We start from the raw sequence: 18,606 nt of genomic DNA, 5'->3' as shown, positions 1-18,606 counted from the left end.
CGATCCGGATTGGATCAGACTAGGGGCGCCAAAGAAGATGAATGTGGATGACAACGGCCGGACCACGGCCGAGCAGGAACCCGTCTGGCGTGCAGGCGGCGAGGTAGTGACCTCAACATCGGCAGGCGGGTCGACAGCGGGCGGAAACGGTGGTGCCGGGCATGGCGGTAGCGGGGGGTCAGGGCCGCGAGACAGCGGTCCGACGGGACCACAGGGGCCGTCCGGGCCCCGCGGCGAAGGCTGGGCCTGCGAGGCGTTGGCCAAGGCGGCGATGGCGGCAATTCGTGAGCAGCGCGCCGCGCGGCGCTGGCGCATTTTCTTCCGTTTTCTGTGGTTGGCAATCGTGCTTGGCGTGATCGTCGGTGTTGTAAGGTTACGTGGGCCAGGCAAGCCGGTTGTCGATGCCGATGCGAAATTCACGGCGGTGGTCACGTTGAGCGGCGTCATCGCCGCGAATACGCAAGCCAGCTCTGACAATATCAACGCGTCGCTCAACGCCGCGTTCAAGAATCCGAGCACGGCGGGGATCGTGCTGAAGATCAATAGCCCGGGTGGCAGTCCGGTGGAGGCGGGGATCATCTATCGCAATCTTCAGCGCATGCGCAAGGACCATCCGACCATTCCCGTCTATGCCGTGATCGGTGATGTGGGTGCATCGGGTGCGTACTATGTGGCGGCGGCGGCGGATAAGATTTACGTGGATCCGGCCAGCATCGTCGGTTCCATCGGCGTGATCATGGAGGGGTTCGGTTTCCCGGGCCTGCTCGAAAAGCTGGGCGTGGAGCGACGGGTCCAGACCGCCGGCGTCAACAAGGCGATCGGCGACCCGTTCTCGCCGCAAACGGACGATCAGAAGCAACGTCTGCAGGTGCTCCTCGATTCGATCCACCAGCAATTTATCGCGGCCGTCAAGAACGGACGCGGGAATCGCTTGCATGAAACGCCGGATATGTTCTCCGGCGCGTTCTGGAATGGCGAGCAAGCAGTGCAGATGGGTTTGGCCGATGCGACCGGCGACACCGGCGATGTGGCGCGTAACGTATTCAAGGCGCCGCGCATCCGTGACTTCACTGTCAAGGACAGCCTTGCCGATCGCGTGGCGCGTCGACTCGGAACATCCTTGGGGGCATCGATGGGTGCCGCCGCCGTCGGTGAATTGATCGACAGTTCCAATAGCGTGCGTTGAACGCCAAGGCGCATGGAACCGCGGGGCGCACGTGCAGACGTTGCCCTCTCGGCGTTTGATCCGCGGCACGTGTCGCGGCGGTGCCCGCTAGCGGGCCAACATCAAAAAGATGGCGGGGCGCTTGCCCATGTCTGGTCGTTGCGCGGCCGGCAACGCGCGCCACTGTGCGAGCGTCAGCGTGACGATCTGCTCGCCCGGCAGGCTCAGGTCGGCGGCAAAACACAGATGCGTCTGTGGCGCGCAGGCCGCCAGCAAGGCATCCATCATCGCAGCGTTGCGGTACGGCGTTTCGATAAAAAGCTGCGTCTGTTTCTGCGCCCGCGACTGTTTCTCCAGTTCTCGCAGGCGTTGCGTCCGTTCGCCGGCGTCGGTTGGCAGGTAACCGTGAAACGCGAAACGCTGGCCATCCAGACCGGATGCCATCAGCGCGAGCAGGATCGCGCTCGGCCCCACCAGTGGCACTACCCGGATACCACGGGCGTGCGCGCGCCTGACCAGCACGGCGCCCGGATCGGCGACCGCTGGACAGCCCGCGTCCGACACGAGGCCGCCGTCGTGGCCATCGAGCAGGGGCGCGAGCATTGCGTCGAGAACGGCATCCGAGGGGGTCGCTTGCGTTCGGATATTCAGTTCGCTGATCTGAATCTCCTGGATGGGAACATCGGTCCCCACCCGTTTCAGGAAGGCGCGCGTCGCCTTTGCATTCTCGCCGACGACATACCGCAGGCGTCGTGCGACGGCCCGTACCGGATCAGGCAGGACCTGGCGCAATGCATCGTCGCCGCCCTCGCCAAGGGTATTCGGGATGAGGTACAAGGTGCCCGGTTGGGTCATGACAGTTCTCGTGCGTAAATACGGATGCGGCCCGAATATTAGCCGCAAGCGGCCGATGCGAACAATGGCGCGCCGGCCTGGCGTAGCCAATGACTGACGGTGATCAGCGGCAGGCCGATCAAGGCGGTCGGGTCGTCGCTGCGAACATTTTCCAGCAGGGCGATGCCCAGGCCTTCGACTTTGGCGCTGCCAGCCACGTCATACGGTTGCTCCGCGCGCAAATAGGCGTCGAGCGTCGCATCGTCGACATCGCGCATCGTGACCGAGGTCAGGACGTCGGAGGTAAGGCAAGCCGTTGAAGTCTGGGAGCCATCCGTTCGTGCATCGGTGGATGGCCGCGCCGTGACCCGGCCATCCAGCAAGCAGACGGCAGTATGAAAGACGATGCGTTGACCCCGCATTCTCTGCAATTGCGCGAGCGCCCGGGCGTGATTGCCTGGTTTGCCCAGTTGCACGCCGTTGCAGACCGCGACCTGATCGGAGCCAATGACCAGTGCGTCAGGATGCCGCACCGCTACCGCGTGGGCCTTGGCGATGGCAAGACGCATCGCCGTCTCAGCCGGTGCTTCGCCCGCGCGCGGCGTTTCGTCTACATCGGGAACGTCGCAGATAAACGGCAGGCGCAAGCGGGATAACAGCTCGGCCCGGTAGCGGGAACTGCTCGCCAGGACGAGCGTCGGCGGGGCGGCGTACAACGGATTGGACATGATAAGTACTTGACGGGAAACAACTCGCATCTTACTATTTTCTGTTTTTCGCCGGGCAGGGCAGGCGCGGGAGGCTGTGATGAATGCGAACGGCACGGGAAACGGGGCAGCAGGTGTCGGTGGCGGATCGGGGGAAGCCGGCGCTGAGCAGGGCTCCGGCCAAGCGGTCAGCCACGTCGATGAAACAGCGGTTGGCCGGTCTCGCGCGGACGCCTTGCACGCCTTCGACCTCGACGGTTTCATCCGTACTGCCCGGGAAACGCGCGGCGTGATCCACTTGGGTGAGTTGCCGCGCATGCGCGATCTGGTTCCCGCCGATGCGCCGGCAACGGCCGCCGATTCGCCGTTGCGCTGGCAGGCACGAGGAGAGATGCGCAAAGTCATGCGCCGGCGCGATGCGCTGCTGCCGGCGTCGAGCGCCGCGGCGCGGCCAGCGGGGCATGAGGAGGCCAACCATTCGCGCGGCGCGTTTCAATCGATGCAACCGCATTTGACGCTGTCGATCGACGGCGCGGTGTGGCTGGAGTGCCAGCGTTGCATGCAGCCGTTTTCCTGGCCTGTATCCGTGGAGGCGGGTTACCGCGTTGCGCGCGATGAATACCAGGCGGATGCGTTGGCAGGGGACGATGCGGACGAGGATGTGATCGTGGGGTCACCCGCCTTCGATCTGCTGGATCTGATCGACGAGGAAATCGTCCTGTCGCTGCCGATGGTGCCTAAGCATCGTGTATGTCCTGCCGTGCATGTGAGCGTTGTCAGCGGGGCCGATGGGGCATTGGGCGTCGATCGTGTCGAGGATATCGAGGCGCGTCTGGCGGATGAGGCGGGCAGCGATCCCGCTCCGTTGCCGGGTGAGCGCGCGGCCGATGTCGAGGCGGATGCGGATGAGGCGCCTGCCATGACGGGGGTGCCTGTCGCCGGGGCGGCGTCGCCCACGCGCAAGCCGTTTGCGGCGGCGCTGGCCGGCTGGCAGCCGGCCAGCAAGCATAATGCATCCGCAAACGCCGATGCATCGGCGGCCCACGACGTCGACAAGGCTGATCGTACCGGCAAAGCACGCGAATCAGACAAGTCCGACGCTGCTGAGTAAGACAAGAAAGTGATGTAAGAGGGTGGATGGTCGCGCGATTTCGGGCAATCGGCAGGGTTGATCACGCCGAGTCGGCCTGGAGATCGCCGGTGATCCACACGGAATACGAGGCGGCCGCACGTGCGACCGCGTTGTCGCCATGTTGCATCGATGCAGCATTGGTTATCCCGATGCGGCGTGGTCGACTGGCAGGTCGCCAGCGGCGCGCCGAGTTGTGTTAAAATTCGCACCCTATTTAGGAGCATTTCATGGCAGTCCAGCAAAACAAGAAGTCGCCGTCGAAGCGCGGCATGCATCGTTCGCACGATTTCATCGACGCCGCACCGCTGGCTGTCGAGGCAACGTCGGGTGAAACGCATCGCCGTCACCACATCAGCCCGAACGGTTTCTACCGTGGCAAGAAAGTCGTCAAGACCAAGAACGACTGATTGTCTTGAAGGCGCGAACCCGCGTTCGTCCGCGTCGGCCCGCGCCGTGGTGCAGTACCACACAGGTCCGGGCGGATGTGCCGCAGGGCTTTGCGTGCGGCCTGTCAATGGCTGATGCCTGTTGTTTCATGCCCGCGGCGTGGCGGGTGCCTGCGGACACGGCATGCATTACGCGACGTTGGAATAATTTTTTTATTCCGTCGGCATTGTCCAGTGCGATGATGCTCTTGATGCCTTCATTTCGATCGAAGGAGCGTGTAGGCGATGCTGCGTGCTGTCGTCGAGTCGCGTATCGTAATTGGCAGGCTTCCCCGACTTTTCGTAACGTCTCCCGTTGGTTGTGCGGGCGGCCCGTCAGGTCCCTGACCGGCTGCACCCTGCTTTCGGGCACGATGTCCGTACCGTTGTGTGCGGTATCGCGCTTGACGTGGTCCGGTAATTCCTCGCGCTTTTCCTCCGGCGCGGTGCACGCATGACCGTAAAAATCACCATCGATTGCATGGGCGGCGACTTTGGTCCGTCCGTTACCGTTCCGGCTGCGGTTGAATTTGCCCGTAGCCACGAAGATGTCGAGCTGATCCTGGTTGGCCTGGAGTCGGCGGTTCAGACACAGCTGGCGAAATGCAAGGCGGTTGACGCACCGCGTTTGCGCGTGGTGAATGCGACCGAGGTAGTGGGCTCCGACGATCCGGTCGAGGTTGCGCTACGGCGCAAGAAAGATTCGTCTATGCGCGTGGCGTTGAATCTCGTCAAGGAAGGGCAGGCGCAGGCCTGTATTTCGGCGGGCAATACCGGTGCGCTGATGGCCGTCTCGCGGTACGTGTTAAAGACGCTGGCCGGTATCGAGCGGCCGGCGCTTGCCACCTTGATGCCGAACGAGAGGGGTTTTACGACGGTGCTGGATTTGGGTGCCAACGTCGACTGCGAACCGCAGCATTTGTTGCAGTTTGCCGAAATGGGCCATGCGCTCGTGTCGGCTACCGAGAACAAGGATCGACCCACGGTCGGCTTGTTGAATATCGGCGAGGAAGTGATCAAGGGCAATGATGTGATCAAGCGTGCCGGCGATCTGTTGCGCGCCAGCACCTTGAACTTCTACGGCAATGTCGAAGGCAACGATATCTTCAAGGGCACGACCGACATCGTGGTCTGCGATGGCTTTGTCGGCAATGTCGCGTTGAAGACATCGGAAGGCCTGGCGCAAATGCTCTCCCGTATAATAAAGGAAGAGTTCAGTCGTACAATTTTTACGAAACTACTGGCGATGCTGGCATGGCCGGTATTGTCCCAGGTGCGCAAGCGCGTGGATCACCGCCGCTACAGCGGCGCCGCGTTGCTCGGACTGCGGGGCATCGTGATCAAGAGCCACGGCTCGGCCGACGCTTACGCTTTCGGCTGGGCGCTAAAACGCGGGTATGATGCGGTAAAGAACGGCGTGCAGGCACGGCTTGAGAAAGCGCTAGAGGAAAATGTCGATCCGCTCGGTCTGCAAGGCCAGGCGTCGGCTTCCCAGGCGCCCGCCAACGCCATACCCGCCGCCGTGACTGACCCGCTTGCCATACCCGGCGAAACGCTTTCCGCAAAGGCATGATGGCCTCAACCAGCGATTTTCTTCATTCGTCCCCTCGTTATGCCCGCGTGGTCGGTACGGGCAGTTATCTACCTGCGAACCGCGTCTCGAATCAGGCGTTGACGGAACAACTGGCGGCGCGCGACATTGAGACCAGCGACGAGTGGATTGTCGCTCGCACCGGCATTCGCGCGCGTTACTTCGCGGCGTCGGAGCAGCGCACCAGCGATCTGGCCGTCGAGGCCGCGAGGCGCGCCATTGCCGCGTCGGGTATGGATGCCAACCAGATTGATTTAATCATCGTGGCAACGTCCACGCCCGATTTCGTGTTTCCGAGCACCGCCTGTCTGGTGCAACACAAACTCGGCCTCACGAACGGATGTGCCGCTTTCGATGTGCAGGCAGTCTGTTCCGGCTTTGTCTATGCCTTGTCCACGGCGGATAGTTATATTCGCAGCGGTATGCATAAGAACGTGCTCGTGATTGGCGCGGAAACGTTCTCGCGCCTTCTGGACTTCAACGACCGCACCACGTGCGTGCTTTTTGGCGACGGCGCCGGTGCCGTGGTGCTATCCGCGTCGACCGAGCCGGGCATTCTTGCCAATGCACTGCATGCGGATGGGAGCCAGTCAGACATTTTGTGCGTACCGGGGCACGTCAGCGGGGGCGCTGTTGCCGGTAATGCCTTCCTGCACATGGATGGTCAGGCCGTATTCAAATTGGCGGTCAACGTGCTGGGCAAGGTCGCGGTGGAGGTGCTCGAGAAGGCCAACGCGACCGCCGCCGATATTGACTGGTTGATTCCACACCAAGCCAATATACGCATCATGGAAGGCACATGCCGCAAGCTGCGCCTACCGCTCGACAAGATGGTCGTCACGGTCGATGAGCATGGCAATACCTCCGCCGCATCAATTCCGCTTGCACTCGATGTGGCGGTGCGCGACGGCCGGGTAAAGCCGGGTCAACTGGTGATGGTCGAGGGCGTGGGCGGCGGATTTACCTGGGGTGCCTCCCTGTTACGCATGTAACTGTCTACAATGGCGTCGACGACGTTCGGTCGCGCTTGATGTCGCCGTTTTTGTTCGACCATGTCGCACCTCTCGCGGTTGTTGTATGGTGCCAGTAGCCTGAAAGAAGCGAGCGGCGTGCCGACGTTTGCGCGGATCCACCCACTTACAGACGCATATGACTTTCGCCTTTGTTTTTCCTGGCCAGGGATCGCAATCCGTTGGCATGCTCGACGCGTTCGCCGATCACGCCGTGGTACGTGAGACGCTGCAGGAAGCTTCCGACGCGTTGGGTTTCGACATGGCGACGATGATCGCCACCGGCCCCGCCGATGCATTGAACTTGACGACGAACACACAGCCCGTCATGTTGAGCGCGGCCTATGCGATCTATCGCGTATGGCAAACGGCGGGCGGTCCGGCGCCGAGCGTCGTGGCCGGACACAGCCTCGGCGAATATACGGCGCTGGTCGTTGCCGGTGCCTTGAACTTCGCCGATGCGGTTCAGCTTGTGCGCTTCCGGGCCGATGCAATGCAATCGGCGGTACCAGTGGGCGTAGGCGGCATGGCGGCGATCCTGGGTCTCGACGATGAGACCGTTCGTACCGTATGTGACGAAGCCGCGCAGGCGGCCGGTGCCGGTGAGGTGGTCGAGGCGGTCAATTTCAATGCGCCTGCGCAAGTGGTGATCGCCGGGTCGAAAGCGGGCGTGGAAAAGGCCTGTGAAATCGCCAAGGCACGGGGCGCCAAGCGTGCGTTGCCACTGCCCGTTTCAGCGCCATTCCACTCGTCATTGCTGAAACCTGCGTCGGATCGCTTGCGCGAGCGGCTTTCTGACGTTACGATCCGCACGCCGGCCATTCCTGTCGTCAATAATATCGACGTCGCGGTGGCCAGCGACCCGGATGCCATCCGTGATGCGCTGGTCCGCCAGGCATCCGGGCCCGTGCAATGGGTTCGATGCGTGCAGGCGATTGCGCGGATGGATGTAAGTACGATCATCGAGTGTGGTCCGGGCAAGGTATTGAGCGGGCTGACCAAACGCATCGACGCGGAGCGTGCAGGTGCGGGGATCAGCGATCCGGCCTCGTTGAGCGAGGTGTTGGCGGCGTTCGGCGCGCAAGCCTGATTGCGGTCCGACGGCACGCTGTTGGGGCTAAAAACGAGTCACGGAAGGGTTCAGGCGAATTTTCATGGAAAAGATGCTCGATAATCAGATCGCATTGGTCACCGGCGCATCACGCGGCATCGGTCGGGCCGTCGCGCTGGGGTTGGCCAAGGCCGGTGCCACCGTGATTGGCACCGCGACCTCGCAGGCAGGCGCGGACGGTATCTCGGCGGCGCTTGCCAAAGCGGGCCTCAAAGGCCGTGGCGTCGTTCTGAATGTCAATGATGCGCCGGCTGCCGACGCGTTGATCGATACGATCGTCAAGCAGGATGGGCGTCTCGACGTGTTGGTGAATAACGCCGGCATTACCCGCGATCAATTGATCATGCGGATGAAGGACGAGGACTGGGACGACGTCATCGATACCAACATGAAGGCGGTGTTTCGTTTGTCGCGTGCGGTGATCCGACCGATGATGAAGGCCCGGACCGGTCGTATCATCAATATCACTTCCGTCGTGGGTGCCGCGGGCAATGCCGGTCAGGTCAATTATTCAGCCGCCAAGGCGGGCGTTGCCGGCCTGACCCGCTCGTTGGCGCGCGAGGTGGGTAGCCGTGGCATCACGGTCAATTGCGTGGCGCCGGGCTTTATTGAAACAGATATGACCGCGGAACTCGGCGAGGCGCAGCAGACCGCGCTGAAGGCGCAGATTCCGTTGGGGCGACTGGGCAGTACCGACGACATCGCGCATGCGGTGGCGTTCCTGGCATCGCCGCAGGCGGCATATATCACTGGTACCACGTTACACGTCAACGGCGGTATGTTTATGGGGTAGGGAGTCCGATTGGCATACGTCTTCTGGCCGGGGGCTCGCCTTGAAGACGTAGTTCGATCGCCCGTCACGCGCACGCGATGCTTTCAGTGGGGACAAACCTGCTAAAATGCGCGCACTCGCAATTTGAACTTATATTTCCTCTTGGAGGCCTGAATGGACAACATCGAACAGCGCGTCAAAAAGATCTGCGTCGAGCAACTCGGCGTTGCGGAGCCAGAAGTCAAGAACGAGGCTTCGTTCGTCAACGACCTGGGCGCGGACTCGCTGGACACGGTGGAACTGGTGATGGCACTGGAAGACGAATTCGGAATGGAAATTCCGGACGAAGATGCCGAGAAGATCACGACCGTGCAACAAGCGATCGATTACGCTCGCGCGCACGTGAAGGCCTGATTTCCGGCAAGTTGGCATTCCGGATCTATCGGGAATGCCACACGTTTCGATCGATGATCGGCGTGTGGCACCCCTGAGCGAGCCGCCAGAGGGATGTTACGGCAACGGAACGCCGTTTCGACACGAGTCTTGATTTGAGGACCGCAGTGTCAGCGGAAAACACGTCCCGGGCCGGATCGAACAGGGCCACGATAGTGACAGGGCGTGTCCTGTTACCGTCGTGGCTTTTGTTTTTATCACGTGTCATGAAACGCAAGAGGTCAATGTGAGTCGCCGTGTCGTTGTTACGGGCCTTGGGCACATTTCCCCAGTAGGCAATACGGTTGCCGACGGATGGGCCAATCTGGTCGCCGGCAAGACCGGCATCGCCAATATCACCAAATTCGACGCGGAAGCCGTCGATGCAAATGGGAACAAGAAGTACAAAACCCGCTTTGCAGGTGAAGTGAAAAATTTCAACGCCGAGGATTACATCCCGTCGAAGGAATTGAAGATGATGGACACCTTCATCCATTACGGCATTGCCGCCGGGATGCAGGCGATGCAAGACAGCGGTCTGGTGGTTACGGAAGCCAACGCTGAGCGCATCGGTGTCATCGTGGGTTCCGGTATCGGCGGTTTGCCGCGGATTGAGGAAACCCAGATGGTGCTGGCCGAGAAGGGGCCCGGCCGGATTTCGCCTTTCTTCGTGCCGGGCTCGATCATCAATATGGCTTCGGGTCACCTGTCGATCAAGTTTGGCCTGAAGGGGCCCAACATGGCCGTGGTCACCGCCTGCACGACCGGTACGCATGCCATTGGCGACGCGTTCCGCGCGATCGTCTACGGTGAAGTGGACGCGATGCTGGCCGGCGGTACGGAAGCCACCGTGTCACCTCTCGGAATCGGCGGTTTTGCGGCGGCGCGCGCGCTGTCGCAACGCAATGACGATCCGGCGACGGCGAGCCGTCCCTGGGATAAGGACCGCGACGGTTTTGTGCTGGGTGAGGGTGTCGGTGTGCTGATGCTCGAAGAGTATGAGCACGCGAAGGCGCGGGGCGCGAAGATCTATTGCGAGGTCGTTGGTTATGGCCGCAGTGGTGATGCGCATCATATGACGGCACCGCCGGAAGATGGCGATGGCGCGCGGCGAGCGATGGTTGCGGCGCTGCGCGATGCAAAACTCGATCCGAGCAAGATTGACTATATCAATGCCCACGGTACCTCCACCGGACTGGGCGATGTTGCCGAGACAATCGCGATCAAGCGCGCGTTGGGTGACCATGCAAAGAAGGTCGTCGTCAATTCGACGAAGTCGATGACAGGTCACTTGCTGGGTGCCGCCGGCGGTATCGAGGCCGTGTTTTCGGCCCTGGCGGTACACCATCAGGTATCGCCGCCGACCATCAATATCCTCAACCAGGATATCGAAGGTGGCTGTGATCTCGATTACTGCGCGAACACCGCGCGGCAACTGCAGATCACCTATGCAATGTCGAATTCGTTCGGCTTTGGCGGAACGAACGGCACACTCGTCTTCGCGAAGATCTGACGAATGGTCAGATCGCGTTCCGGCATGGAACGCGATATCGTCCGTGCTGTCTGACACCGGCGTTCCGCCCAAGCGGACGCCGGTGTTCGCATTTTGGCGAACGGCACGGAGCAAAGCGAATGCGGGTGGATATCGGATCGTCACGCATGATGCAAGCGGGGACGGTTGCGGGTTGGATGCTGGGTGCCGCAGGGTGGGTGCAGATCGGAATGTTGCGGGGTGAGAGCCTGCTATGGGGGTGCGCTGCCGGGCTGGGGTTTATCGTGCTAGCCGGGATCATGACGCGGTTGCTTGCCGATGGGGCGGTGCGGGCGTCGCGTGACCGGTGGGGCCGTGTCGTCCGGCGTCGAGGCAGGCGCCGTGTCGCCCGCCTGGTCTTGCTGGGGCATGCCGACGCGCGGCTGTACTGGTGTACCGAACCGTTCTGGCGATGGCACAGTGCGCGCCGCGGCGGCGGGCGCGCCGCCGTTGCACCGCCCGCCGCCGACGCATGTGGCCCGGATGATATCGACGAGGTGTGCATTGTCGAGGTAGTCCAGTGGGGGGGTGTTTGTCTTTGGCTGACAGTCTGTCCGCGTTATCCTGACCTGTTGCCTGGCGGCCTTCCGCGCGGCGCCGTACGTGTGAAACGTCCGCGGACGAGGCGACTTTGCATTCCCGCCGATGCGGTGGCGTCCGACCGTTTCCATGCGCTGTGCGCGCGTTGCCAAGCGATGCGGCGCGGTGCCGGTTTCCTGTCGCCCTGGTGAATCGGGCGTCCGCGGCGGCGGGCAATCATTAACGGCTACAATTTGCGAGAGCCGCCGGGGCGAACCGGCGGCCGTACAGGACGTGGACGCACGGTGAGTGAAAAAGATATCGATCAGGAACTTGTGGAACGCGTGCAACGCGGCGACAAGGTGGCTTTCGAGCTGCTGGTCGGCAAGTACCAGCGCAAGATCGTGCGTCTGATTTCGCGTCTTGTTCGCGATCCGGCCGAAGTGGAGGATGTCGCCCAGGAAGCGTTCATCAAGGCCTACCGCGCGATTCCGCAATTTCGCGGGGAATCGGCGTTTTATACCTGGTTGTATCGGATCGCGGTAAATACCGCGAAGAATTATTTGGCGAGCCAGGGGCGCCGTACACCGACGTCGACCGAAACAGATAGCGAAGACGCGGAAACTTTTGACGACGCGAGCCTTCTAAGGGATATCAACACGCCCGAGTCGGTGTTGATGAGCAAGCAGATTGCCGAGACGGTCAACGCCGTGATGGCGAGTCTGCCCGAGGAGTTACGCAACGCGATTGCGCTTCGCGAGATTGACGGTTTGAGCTACGAAGAGATTGCCGAACTGATGCAGTGCCCGATCGGCACGGTCCGATCGCGCATCTTCCGCGCACGGGAAGCCATCGCCTCGAAGCTCCGGCCGATGCTGGAGCGGCAAAGCGGAAAGCGTTGGTAGAATAATGGAGCCGTGGGCTGCGGGTTCGTGCACAATGCGCGATAGCTGCCCGCCCGGCGCAATCCGGAGAGTGCGGCCCGGTGCCGCGACCGCGACGTGCTGGCGTGACGTTCGCGGCGTGGCGCCGGGACAGGACACGAGGAGTGTCGATGAAGCAGGATGCGATGAGAGCAACAGGAATGAGCAACGACGGACAGGTCGGACGCACTGAATTCGGTACGACGGATGCGCGCCAAGGCGGTGTAAGTGCCGAGGGCGCGCGGCCGGGCGTTGCGGCCGGCGCTTTTGCCGCGATGCAAGAAGCCGATGCGGATGGCGATCCTGCCGCACGCCGGTTCGCCGAGCGGCTCTCCGCCGCGATCGACGGCGAAGCGCCGTTGTGCGCAGGCGGCAGCGGTGTCGGCGCATCGACCTTCGCGGCCTGGACAACGCGGCAAAAGCAGGATTGGTCTTTGTACCACCTGGTGGGAGACGCGTTACGTTCGGATGATCTGGCACGTTCGCATCATGGCGGCTGGGATTTTGCCGCGCGCTTTGCCGCACGCCTGGCCGACGAGCCAGTAGTGGTTGCGCCACGAAGGCGCGACGACGGTGCCTGGAGCGACGCGAACGGGAGTCGCGCGGCACCTGTTCCCGGCGATGCGTTCCGGCATCTGGAACGGGGGGCCGGACAGCGTGGTGGCCTGGGGCAACTGGCCGGGTGGCTTGGCGGGCGTCGTCGCATGCCTGCCGCGGCGGCCGCGGCGGCTGCCGTCGTCACGCTTGCCTGGGCACTGACGCCGGGTTGGCACGCCGGCACCGAGAACACCAACGCCGCGCCGACGACGCTGGCGTCCGCGGGTAATTGGCAACGGGTCAATATCAGCGGTGATCGGGATCTGGACCCGTACCTTGCCGCGCATCAGGAGTTCGCGTCGGATCGCGGCAGCCTGGGCTATGTAGCGTACGCTGGCGCGGGGCATTGATCGGATGATCGGTAGCGGTCGGGGCTCGCGCGACGGGCTGATTCACCACATGGTCCGTCGGGCCCGCCTGGCCTTCCCGGCGCTGCCTTGTGCATTGGCATTGGTTTTGTCCGGCGCGACCGGGTTGGCGGAGGCGGTGCCGGCGACACCGACCGGCACGACCAATCCACGCAATGCGACGTCGGCAATCGCGCCCGCTTCGGCGAAAACGCTTGCGTTGCTGGCCGGCTTGAACGGCGCGGCGAAGCAGCGTCCTTATGAGGGCACATTCGTCTTCCAGCGTGGCGCGGCGGTTCGATCCTCGCGCATCGTTCACGTGGCCGACAGCCAAGGCCAATTTCAACGTGTCGACAGCCTCGACGGCGAGGCACGCTGGGTCATCGAGCACGATGACGACCTCTATACCTATCTGCCCGGGAGCAAGACGGTGGTCGTCGACCGTCGGCGCAAGGGGCAGGACAATTTTCCGGCGATGCTGTCCACCGACAGCGCCCAGGTGCTTCAACACTACGCGCTGTCCCAGGATGGCACCGACCGCGTTGCTGGCGTTGCGTGTGTTGTCCTGACGCTGACGCCGCGCGATGCGTACCGCTTCGCTTACCGGCTATCCGTCGATCCTGTCACCGGTTTGCTGATCAAGGCACAGACCCTCGATGCGCAAGGCCAGGTGCTGGAGCAGGTGGCCTTCTCGCAAATCCAGCAAACCACACCTGACAAGGCGACGATACAGTCTTTGCACGCCGCCGTCGCCGCCATGGCGCAAGGGGACGCCGGTACCGGATGGAAAGTCGTGCGTGCACCCTCGGCGGACGTCGACCTGGCAAAAGCCGGATGGTCGCTCGATCCCGGTGTCGCCGGCTTTCGCAAGATGCTGGAGCTGCGTCGGCCAATGGCGGCGCGCCAGGCCGGCGCACCGCCCGTCCCGGTCGATCAGGCCGTCTTCAGTGACGGCGTTACCGCGGTATCGCTGTTCATCGAACCGGTGGGCACCAGCGACCGCAATCCGGGGCAAGGGCAATCCGGGGCCACGCACCTGCTGGCGGAGCGCCATGGTGACTTCTGGGTCACATTGATCGGAGAAGTGCCGGCGGAGACACTGCGTCGTTTTGCCGATGCGATTCAATTCACGCCTGTCGCCGTGGGCGGCGCAAAACGCGGCACCGTTGCGCCAGGATGATATGCTGCGACGTTTGCGCGGTCATCAGGACTGCGCGCGCCCGATTCACGTCGCCCTGCAGGCCCCCGGTTCCGGCATTGCTTGTTGCATCCCGTCAGCCGCCCGTTCCCTCGCCGTTCACGACTCGCCGATGAGCTGTACGTCTTCTATCGCTTTTGGGCACCGCCCGAGACCACCGCATGCGTTGCTGTCCCGGAGGCTCGCGTCCTGTCTGTGCGCGTGTCTGCTGGGGCTGTCCTCGTTGCTGTCACAGGGGGTGTTTGCCGCGCCGGAGACGCAATCGGGAATGAGCCCGGCGCCAGGCACGTCCCGGTCCCCTGATGCATCGGGAGCGACGCCCCGAAAACGACAGGCATCGGACAGTGGTACGGCAGTCGTGCCCGACGCGGCAGCGTCACGTACCGGGCGAGGGGCGGTGCGTGCGGCCGCGCCAAGCGCGTCGGCTTCCGGCGCAATTGCCGTGCGTCCCGGTGTGCCCGCCGCTGGTGGCACCGGCGTGCCCCAGGGGACGGTGCTGGTGCGGCCTTTCGTGGCGCCGCCGCCGGCCTTGTCGCCATTCAGTACCGTGGTGCCCCCGCTGGCGGCATCGCAGGCCGGGCAGCAGCCTGTGCCGTCGGTCCAGGTCGCGCCCAGCGGTGCCGTATCCCCAACGATCCCCGGAGCCGTTGCCGTGCCGGGCATTGCGGGCGCACGACTGGTGCCGAACGTGATTCCTGGTGCGCCTCCGATGCTGTTGCTGCCGGATTTCGCATCGCTCGTCGACCGCGTTGGTCCGGCAGTCGTCAATATCCGCACGACCCAACGCGTTCCGGTCAATACGACCGCTCGCCGCTCTCGTCGCGGGAGTGCCGATGACGGATCAAGTGGCGACGGCGGCGATAGCGCCGCCCGCACGAGTCCGTCGGATGACATGTCGGAATTCTTCAAACGCTTCTTCGGTATTCCTCTGCCGCCGGGCATGTTCGGCAACAATGGCGGGCAGGGCGCTGCGCCGGGCGACAACGCGCCGTCCGAAGTCGAGCGCGATAATGGGGTGGGCTCGGGCTTTATCCTGTCCGCCGACGGCTATGTGATGACCAATGCGCACGTTGTCCAGGGCGCCGACGCGATTTATGTGGCGTTGACCGATCGACGCCAGTACAAGGCGCGACTGATCGGCGTGGACAAATTGACGGACGTTGCAGTGGTCAAGATCGATGCAAAGAACTTGCCGACCGTGGCGATCGGCGATTCATCGCAGGTGCGCGTCGGGGAATGGGTGCTGGCGATCGGTTCACCTTTCGGACTGGAGAACACCGTCACCGCCGGTATTGTCAGCGCGAAAAGCCGTTACACGGGGGAATACCTGCCATTCATCCAGACCGACGTGGCCGTGAATCCCGGCAACTCCGGTGGCCCGTTGATCGATTTGCAAGGCAATGTCATTGGTATCAACTCGCAGATTTACAGCAATAGCGGTGGGTTCATGGGCATCTCGTTCTCGATTCCGATCGATGAAGCGATGCGCGTGGCGAACCAGCTCGAGAAAAGTGGCGTGGTGACCCGCGGGCGCATTGGTGTGATGATCGGTCCGGTGACGTCCGATGTCGCCGAGGCGCTGGGTCTGCCGCGTGCCGAAGGGGCGCTGGTAACCGGCACGGTGCCAGATAGTCCGGCGCGTAAGGGCGGCCTGCTGCCGGGCGACATCATTCTCAATTACGACGGACGGGCCATCGACCAGTACGGTGAGCTGCCGCGCATGGTAGGCGCGGCCACGCCGGGCACCGATGCACCGCTGACCGTCTGGCGCAAGGGCCGTACGCGAACCCTGACTGTGACGGTGGCGCAACAGGAAAACGCGACCGTGGCCGAGGGCGCTGCAACCCGGCCGGACGCCTCGCAGTCCCGCTCCCTGACGTCAAATCCGCTTGGCCTGCGCGTTGCCGATCTCACCGATGCCCAGGCACGTACGATCGGTTCGCACAACGGCGTGCAGGTGTTGTCGAGTGAAGGGCCATCGCTTGCGGCTGGCATCATGAAGGGCGACATCGTGCTGCGCGTGGGCGACACCGATATCACGGACCAGCAGCAGTTCGATGCGCTGGCGCTGCGGCAATCGGGGGATCGCCCGGTGGCGCTGCTGGTGCAACGCGCGGACTTGGCCACCTTCGTCCCGGTTGTGCCGCGCGCGCCCCGTCGCTGATGCCAGGGCGTTTGTCGCATGGCGGCGCTCGCCGCCCTCGCCGGTGGGGGGGAATTGGGCTAGAATGCCGGGATTCCTTCCAGCGCACGCGCGCCCGGCTGTGGTATGCGGTAGCGTGTCCGGGACCGCTCGGCGGCCCACCGCGCTCGGTCGCCCGCTCGCTCCCCGCGATGTGTTTGTAAGCGCGGCGTGCGATGCCCTGTTTGTGACGCCCAGTTTGACGCGTATCAGCCATGTTCGCCCGGCCGACCCGATTTCAGCGCGCTTGCGGACGGATTGCGATGTGCTTACCACGCGCTTGCAATCGGGCCGCCGCGTGCCGGAACGCCTTTCTTTTTGACCCGTCCGAATGGATCATATCCGCAATTTTTCGATCATCGCGCACATCGACCACGGTAAGTCGACGCTCGCGGACCGTATCATCCAGCTGTGCGGTGGCTTGTCCGACCGTGAAATGGAGGCGCAGGTCCTCGACTCGATGGACCTCGAACGCGAACGAGGCATCACGATCAAGGCCCAGACCGCCGCGCTGAGCTATCGCGCACGCGATGGCAAGGTGTACAACCTGAACCTGATCGATACGCCGGGACACGTTGACTTCTCCTATGAAGTCAGCCGTTCGCTGTCCGCCTGCGAGGGCGCGTTGTTGGTGGTGGACGCCAGTCAGGGCGTGGAAGCGCAGACCGTGGCGAATTGCTACACGGCAATCGAGCTTGGCGTCGAGGTCGTGCCCGTCCTAAACAAGATCGACTTGCCCGCCGCCGATCCGGAGAGCGCGATCGGTGAGATCGAGGATGTCATCGGCATCGAGGCCACGGACGCCGTCCATTGCAGCGCGAAGACCGGCCTCGGGGTGGAGGATGTGCTGGAATCGCTGATCGCGAAGGTGCCGCCGCCGCAGGGTGACCCGGATGCGCCATTGCAAGCGTTGCTGGTGGACTCGTGGTTCGACAACTATGTTGGCGTCGTGATGCTGGTCCGCATCAAGAATGGCACCTTGCGGGCGAAGGACCGTATCGAGTTGATGGCCAACGGGGCGCAGTACCCGGTGGAATCGGTCGGTGTCTTCGCACCGAAGTCGCGGCCGCTCGAATCGCTGTCGGCCGGGCAAGTGGGTTTCATCATCGCCGGTATCAAGGAACTGGCGGTTGCCAAGGTCGGCGATACGATCACGCTGGCCAACCGCCGCGCGGCGGCCCCGCTGCCGGGTTTCAAGGAAGTCAAGCCGCAGGTGTTCGCCGGCCTGTATCCAGTGGAATCGAACCAGTACGATGCATTGCGCGAGTCGCTGACCAAGCTGAAACTGAACGATGCGGCGCTGCAGTTCGAACCGGAAGTCTCGCAGGCGCTAGGATTTGGTTTCCGTTGCGGCTTCCTGGGGCTGCTGCATATGGAAATCGTTCAGGAGCGGCTCGAGCGCGAGTTCGACATGGACTTGATCACCACGGCACCCACGGTGGTCTACGAAGTCTCGAAGCGCGATGGTGAAACGATCATCGTCGAGAATCCTTCGAAAATGCCGGATCCGACGTTTATCGAGGAAATTCGTGAACCGATCGTCACGTTGAATCTGTATCTGCCGCAGGAGTACGTCGGCGCGGTAATCACGCTATGTACCGGCAAGCGCGGCATGCAGATCAATATGGATTATCGCGGCAAGCAGGTCCAGCTGACCTACGAAATGCCGATGGCCGAGGTGGTGTCGAATTTCTTCGATCGGTTGAAGTCCGTGTCGCGCGGCTATGCGTCGATGGACTACGAATTCAAGGAGTATCGTGCCTCGGACGTCGTGAAAGTCGACATGCTGGTCAACGGCGAACGTGTTGATGCGTTGTCAGTCATTGTGCATCGCTCGCAATCGCAGTATCGCGGTCGCGAAGTGGCCGCCAAGATGCGTGAGATCATTCCGCGCCAGATGTACGACGTGGCGTTACAGGCGGCGATCGGACCGAACATCGTGGCCCGGGAAAATATCAAGGCCCTGCGCAAGAACGTCCTGGCCAAGTGCTATGGTGGCGACATCTCGCGAAAGAAGAAGTTGCTGGAGAAGCAGAAAGCCGGCAAGAGGCGGATGAAGCAGGTGGGTAGCGTTGAAATTCCGCAGGAGGCGTTCCTTGCCATCCTGCAGGTGGAAGACAAATAACGGAA

At 62.8% G+C, this 18,606-nt stretch carries 18 protein-coding genes; 16 read left to right on the top strand and 2 right to left on the bottom strand.

Going from position 1 to position 18,606, the window contains the following annotated elements; all coding sequences use genetic code 11:
• Positions 1-37 precede the first annotated feature (37 nt).
• Positions 38-1,186 (top strand): S49 family peptidase, encoded by a 1,149-nt coding sequence (locus SJQ66_RS25580; RefSeq protein ID WP_320534702.1) that lies wholly within the window; start codon positions 38-40, stop codon positions 1,184-1,186.
• Positions 1,187-1,273: 87 nt separating this feature from the next.
• On the opposite strand, the gene SJQ66_RS25575 is transcribed toward SJQ66_RS25580, so the two are convergent.
• Together SJQ66_RS25575 and SJQ66_RS25570 are read right to left on the bottom strand one after the other, a co-directional pair.
• Entirely contained in the window at positions 1,274-2,020 is a 747-nt protein-coding gene (locus tag SJQ66_RS25575) for an SAM-dependent methyltransferase (RefSeq protein ID WP_320534701.1), read from the bottom strand.
• Positions 2,021-2,058: 38 nt separating this feature from the next.
• Positions 2,059-2,727 carry a Maf family nucleotide pyrophosphatase gene (locus tag SJQ66_RS25570; RefSeq protein ID WP_024901505.1) on the bottom strand — a complete coding sequence of 223 codons (669 nt, stop codon included), beginning with the start codon at positions 2,725-2,727 and terminating at the stop codon, positions 2,059-2,061.
• Positions 2,728-2,806: 79 nt separating this feature from the next.
• Here SJQ66_RS25570 and SJQ66_RS25565 point away from each other — a divergent pair, with 79 nt between their 5' ends.
• From SJQ66_RS25565 to lepA, 15 genes are all read left to right on the top strand, one after another.
• Positions 2,807-3,817 (top strand): DUF177 domain-containing protein, encoded by a 1,011-nt coding sequence (locus SJQ66_RS25565; protein ID WP_052738239.1) that lies wholly within the window; start codon positions 2,807-2,809, stop codon positions 3,815-3,817.
• An 89-nt stretch (positions 3,818-3,906) separates the two neighbouring features.
• Positions 3,907-4,038, top strand: coding sequence for a hypothetical protein (locus SJQ66_RS25560; RefSeq protein WP_301292868.1), 132 nt, complete (start codon positions 3,907-3,909; stop codon positions 4,036-4,038).
• Between the two features lie 27 nt (positions 4,039-4,065).
• Positions 4,066-4,245, top strand: coding sequence for a 50S ribosomal protein L32 (rpmF, locus tag SJQ66_RS25555; RefSeq protein ID WP_024901503.1), 180 nt, complete (start codon positions 4,066-4,068; stop codon positions 4,243-4,245).
• Between the two features lie 472 nt (positions 4,246-4,717).
• Entirely contained in the window at positions 4,718-5,836 is a 1,119-nt protein-coding gene (gene plsX / locus SJQ66_RS25550) for a phosphate acyltransferase PlsX (RefSeq protein ID WP_407691525.1), read from the top strand.
• Positions 5,836-6,846 (top strand): beta-ketoacyl-ACP synthase III, encoded by a 1,011-nt coding sequence (locus tag SJQ66_RS25545; protein WP_320535376.1) that lies wholly within the window; start codon positions 5,836-5,838, stop codon positions 6,844-6,846. The genes plsX and SJQ66_RS25545 overlap by 1 nt, the downstream gene beginning before the upstream one ends.
• Before the next feature lie 157 nt (positions 6,847-7,003).
• Positions 7,004-7,954, top strand: a complete 951-nt coding sequence (fabD, locus tag SJQ66_RS25540) for an ACP S-malonyltransferase (protein WP_024901500.1) — start codon at positions 7,004-7,006, stop codon at positions 7,952-7,954.
• A 64-nt stretch (positions 7,955-8,018) separates the two neighbouring features.
• The gene (gene fabG, locus SJQ66_RS25535; protein ID WP_024901499.1) at positions 8,019-8,768 is read left to right on the top strand and encodes a 3-oxoacyl-ACP reductase FabG; all 750 of its coding nucleotides are present in this window, start codon (positions 8,019-8,021) and stop codon (positions 8,766-8,768) included.
• A gap of 153 nt (positions 8,769-8,921) precedes the next feature.
• On the top strand, positions 8,922-9,161 hold the full coding sequence (gene acpP / locus SJQ66_RS25530) for an acyl carrier protein (protein WP_024901498.1): 240 nt from the start codon (positions 8,922-8,924) through the stop codon (positions 9,159-9,161).
• 265 nt (positions 9,162-9,426) lie between these two features.
• Positions 9,427-10,692, top strand: coding sequence for a beta-ketoacyl-ACP synthase II (gene fabF, locus SJQ66_RS25525; protein WP_320534700.1), 1,266 nt, complete (start codon positions 9,427-9,429; stop codon positions 10,690-10,692).
• A 119-nt stretch (positions 10,693-10,811) separates the two neighbouring features.
• Positions 10,812-11,441: a hypothetical protein gene (locus SJQ66_RS25520; protein WP_046152637.1), complete on the top strand. Its 630-nt coding sequence runs from the start codon at positions 10,812-10,814 to the stop codon at positions 11,439-11,441.
• Positions 11,442-11,534: 93 nt separating this feature from the next.
• Positions 11,535-12,134: an RNA polymerase sigma factor RpoE gene (rpoE, locus tag SJQ66_RS25515; RefSeq protein WP_024901495.1), complete on the top strand. Its 600-nt coding sequence runs from the start codon at positions 11,535-11,537 to the stop codon at positions 12,132-12,134.
• A gap of 149 nt (positions 12,135-12,283) precedes the next feature.
• The gene (locus tag SJQ66_RS25510; RefSeq protein ID WP_157684892.1) at positions 12,284-13,099 is read left to right on the top strand and encodes an RseA family anti-sigma factor; all 816 of its coding nucleotides are present in this window, start codon (positions 12,284-12,286) and stop codon (positions 13,097-13,099) included.
• A 4-nt stretch (positions 13,100-13,103) separates the two neighbouring features.
• Positions 13,104-14,276 carry a MucB/RseB C-terminal domain-containing protein gene (locus SJQ66_RS25505; protein WP_320534699.1) on the top strand — a complete coding sequence of 391 codons (1,173 nt, stop codon included), beginning with the start codon at positions 13,104-13,106 and terminating at the stop codon, positions 14,274-14,276.
• Between the two features lie 652 nt (positions 14,277-14,928).
• A complete protein-coding gene (locus tag SJQ66_RS25500; RefSeq protein ID WP_051504108.1) occupies positions 14,929-16,458 on the top strand; it encodes a Do family serine endopeptidase in 1,530 nt (509 codons plus the stop codon).
• 349 nt (positions 16,459-16,807) lie between these two features.
• Entirely contained in the window at positions 16,808-18,601 is a 1,794-nt protein-coding gene (gene lepA, locus SJQ66_RS25495; protein WP_024901490.1) for a translation elongation factor 4, read from the top strand.
• Positions 18,602-18,606: the final 5 nt, after the last annotated feature.

Source organism: Robbsia andropogonis, assembly GCF_034047095.1.
GTDB lineage: Bacteria > Pseudomonadota > Gammaproteobacteria > Burkholderiales > Burkholderiaceae > Robbsia > Robbsia andropogonis.
Note: the sequence above shows the minus strand (reverse complement) of the source record. Positions and strands in the feature narration are given on the sequence as shown.

Coding starts and splice junctions, on each gene's coding strand:
- SJQ66_RS25580 (WP_320534702.1), top strand. CDS start 38: ATGAATGTGGATGACAACGGCCGGACCACGGCCGAGCAGGAACCCGTC.
- SJQ66_RS25575 (WP_320534701.1), bottom strand. CDS start 2,020: ATGACCCAACCGGGCACCTTGTACCTCATCCCGAATACCCTTGGCGAG.
- fabG (WP_024901499.1), top strand. CDS start 8,019: ATGGAAAAGATGCTCGATAATCAGATCGCATTGGTCACCGGCGCATCA.
- fabD (WP_024901500.1), top strand. CDS start 7,004: ATGACTTTCGCCTTTGTTTTTCCTGGCCAGGGATCGCAATCCGTTGGC.
- SJQ66_RS25520 (WP_046152637.1), top strand. CDS start 10,812: ATGCGGGTGGATATCGGATCGTCACGCATGATGCAAGCGGGGACGGTT.
- plsX (WP_407691525.1), top strand. CDS start 4,718: ATGACCGTAAAAATCACCATCGATTGCATGGGCGGCGACTTTGGTCCG.
- rpmF (WP_024901503.1), top strand. CDS start 4,066: ATGGCAGTCCAGCAAAACAAGAAGTCGCCGTCGAAGCGCGGCATGCAT.
- SJQ66_RS25545 (WP_320535376.1), top strand. CDS start 5,836: ATGGCCTCAACCAGCGATTTTCTTCATTCGTCCCCTCGTTATGCCCGC.
- SJQ66_RS25565 (WP_052738239.1), top strand. CDS start 2,807: ATGAATGCGAACGGCACGGGAAACGGGGCAGCAGGTGTCGGTGGCGGA.
- SJQ66_RS25570 (WP_024901505.1), bottom strand. CDS start 2,727: ATGTCCAATCCGTTGTACGCCGCCCCGCCGACGCTCGTCCTGGCGAGC.
- SJQ66_RS25510 (WP_157684892.1), top strand. CDS start 12,284: ATGAAGCAGGATGCGATGAGAGCAACAGGAATGAGCAACGACGGACAG.
- acpP (WP_024901498.1), top strand. CDS start 8,922: ATGGACAACATCGAACAGCGCGTCAAAAAGATCTGCGTCGAGCAACTC.
- lepA (WP_024901490.1), top strand. CDS start 16,808: ATGGATCATATCCGCAATTTTTCGATCATCGCGCACATCGACCACGGT.
- SJQ66_RS25505 (WP_320534699.1), top strand. CDS start 13,104: ATGATCGGTAGCGGTCGGGGCTCGCGCGACGGGCTGATTCACCACATG.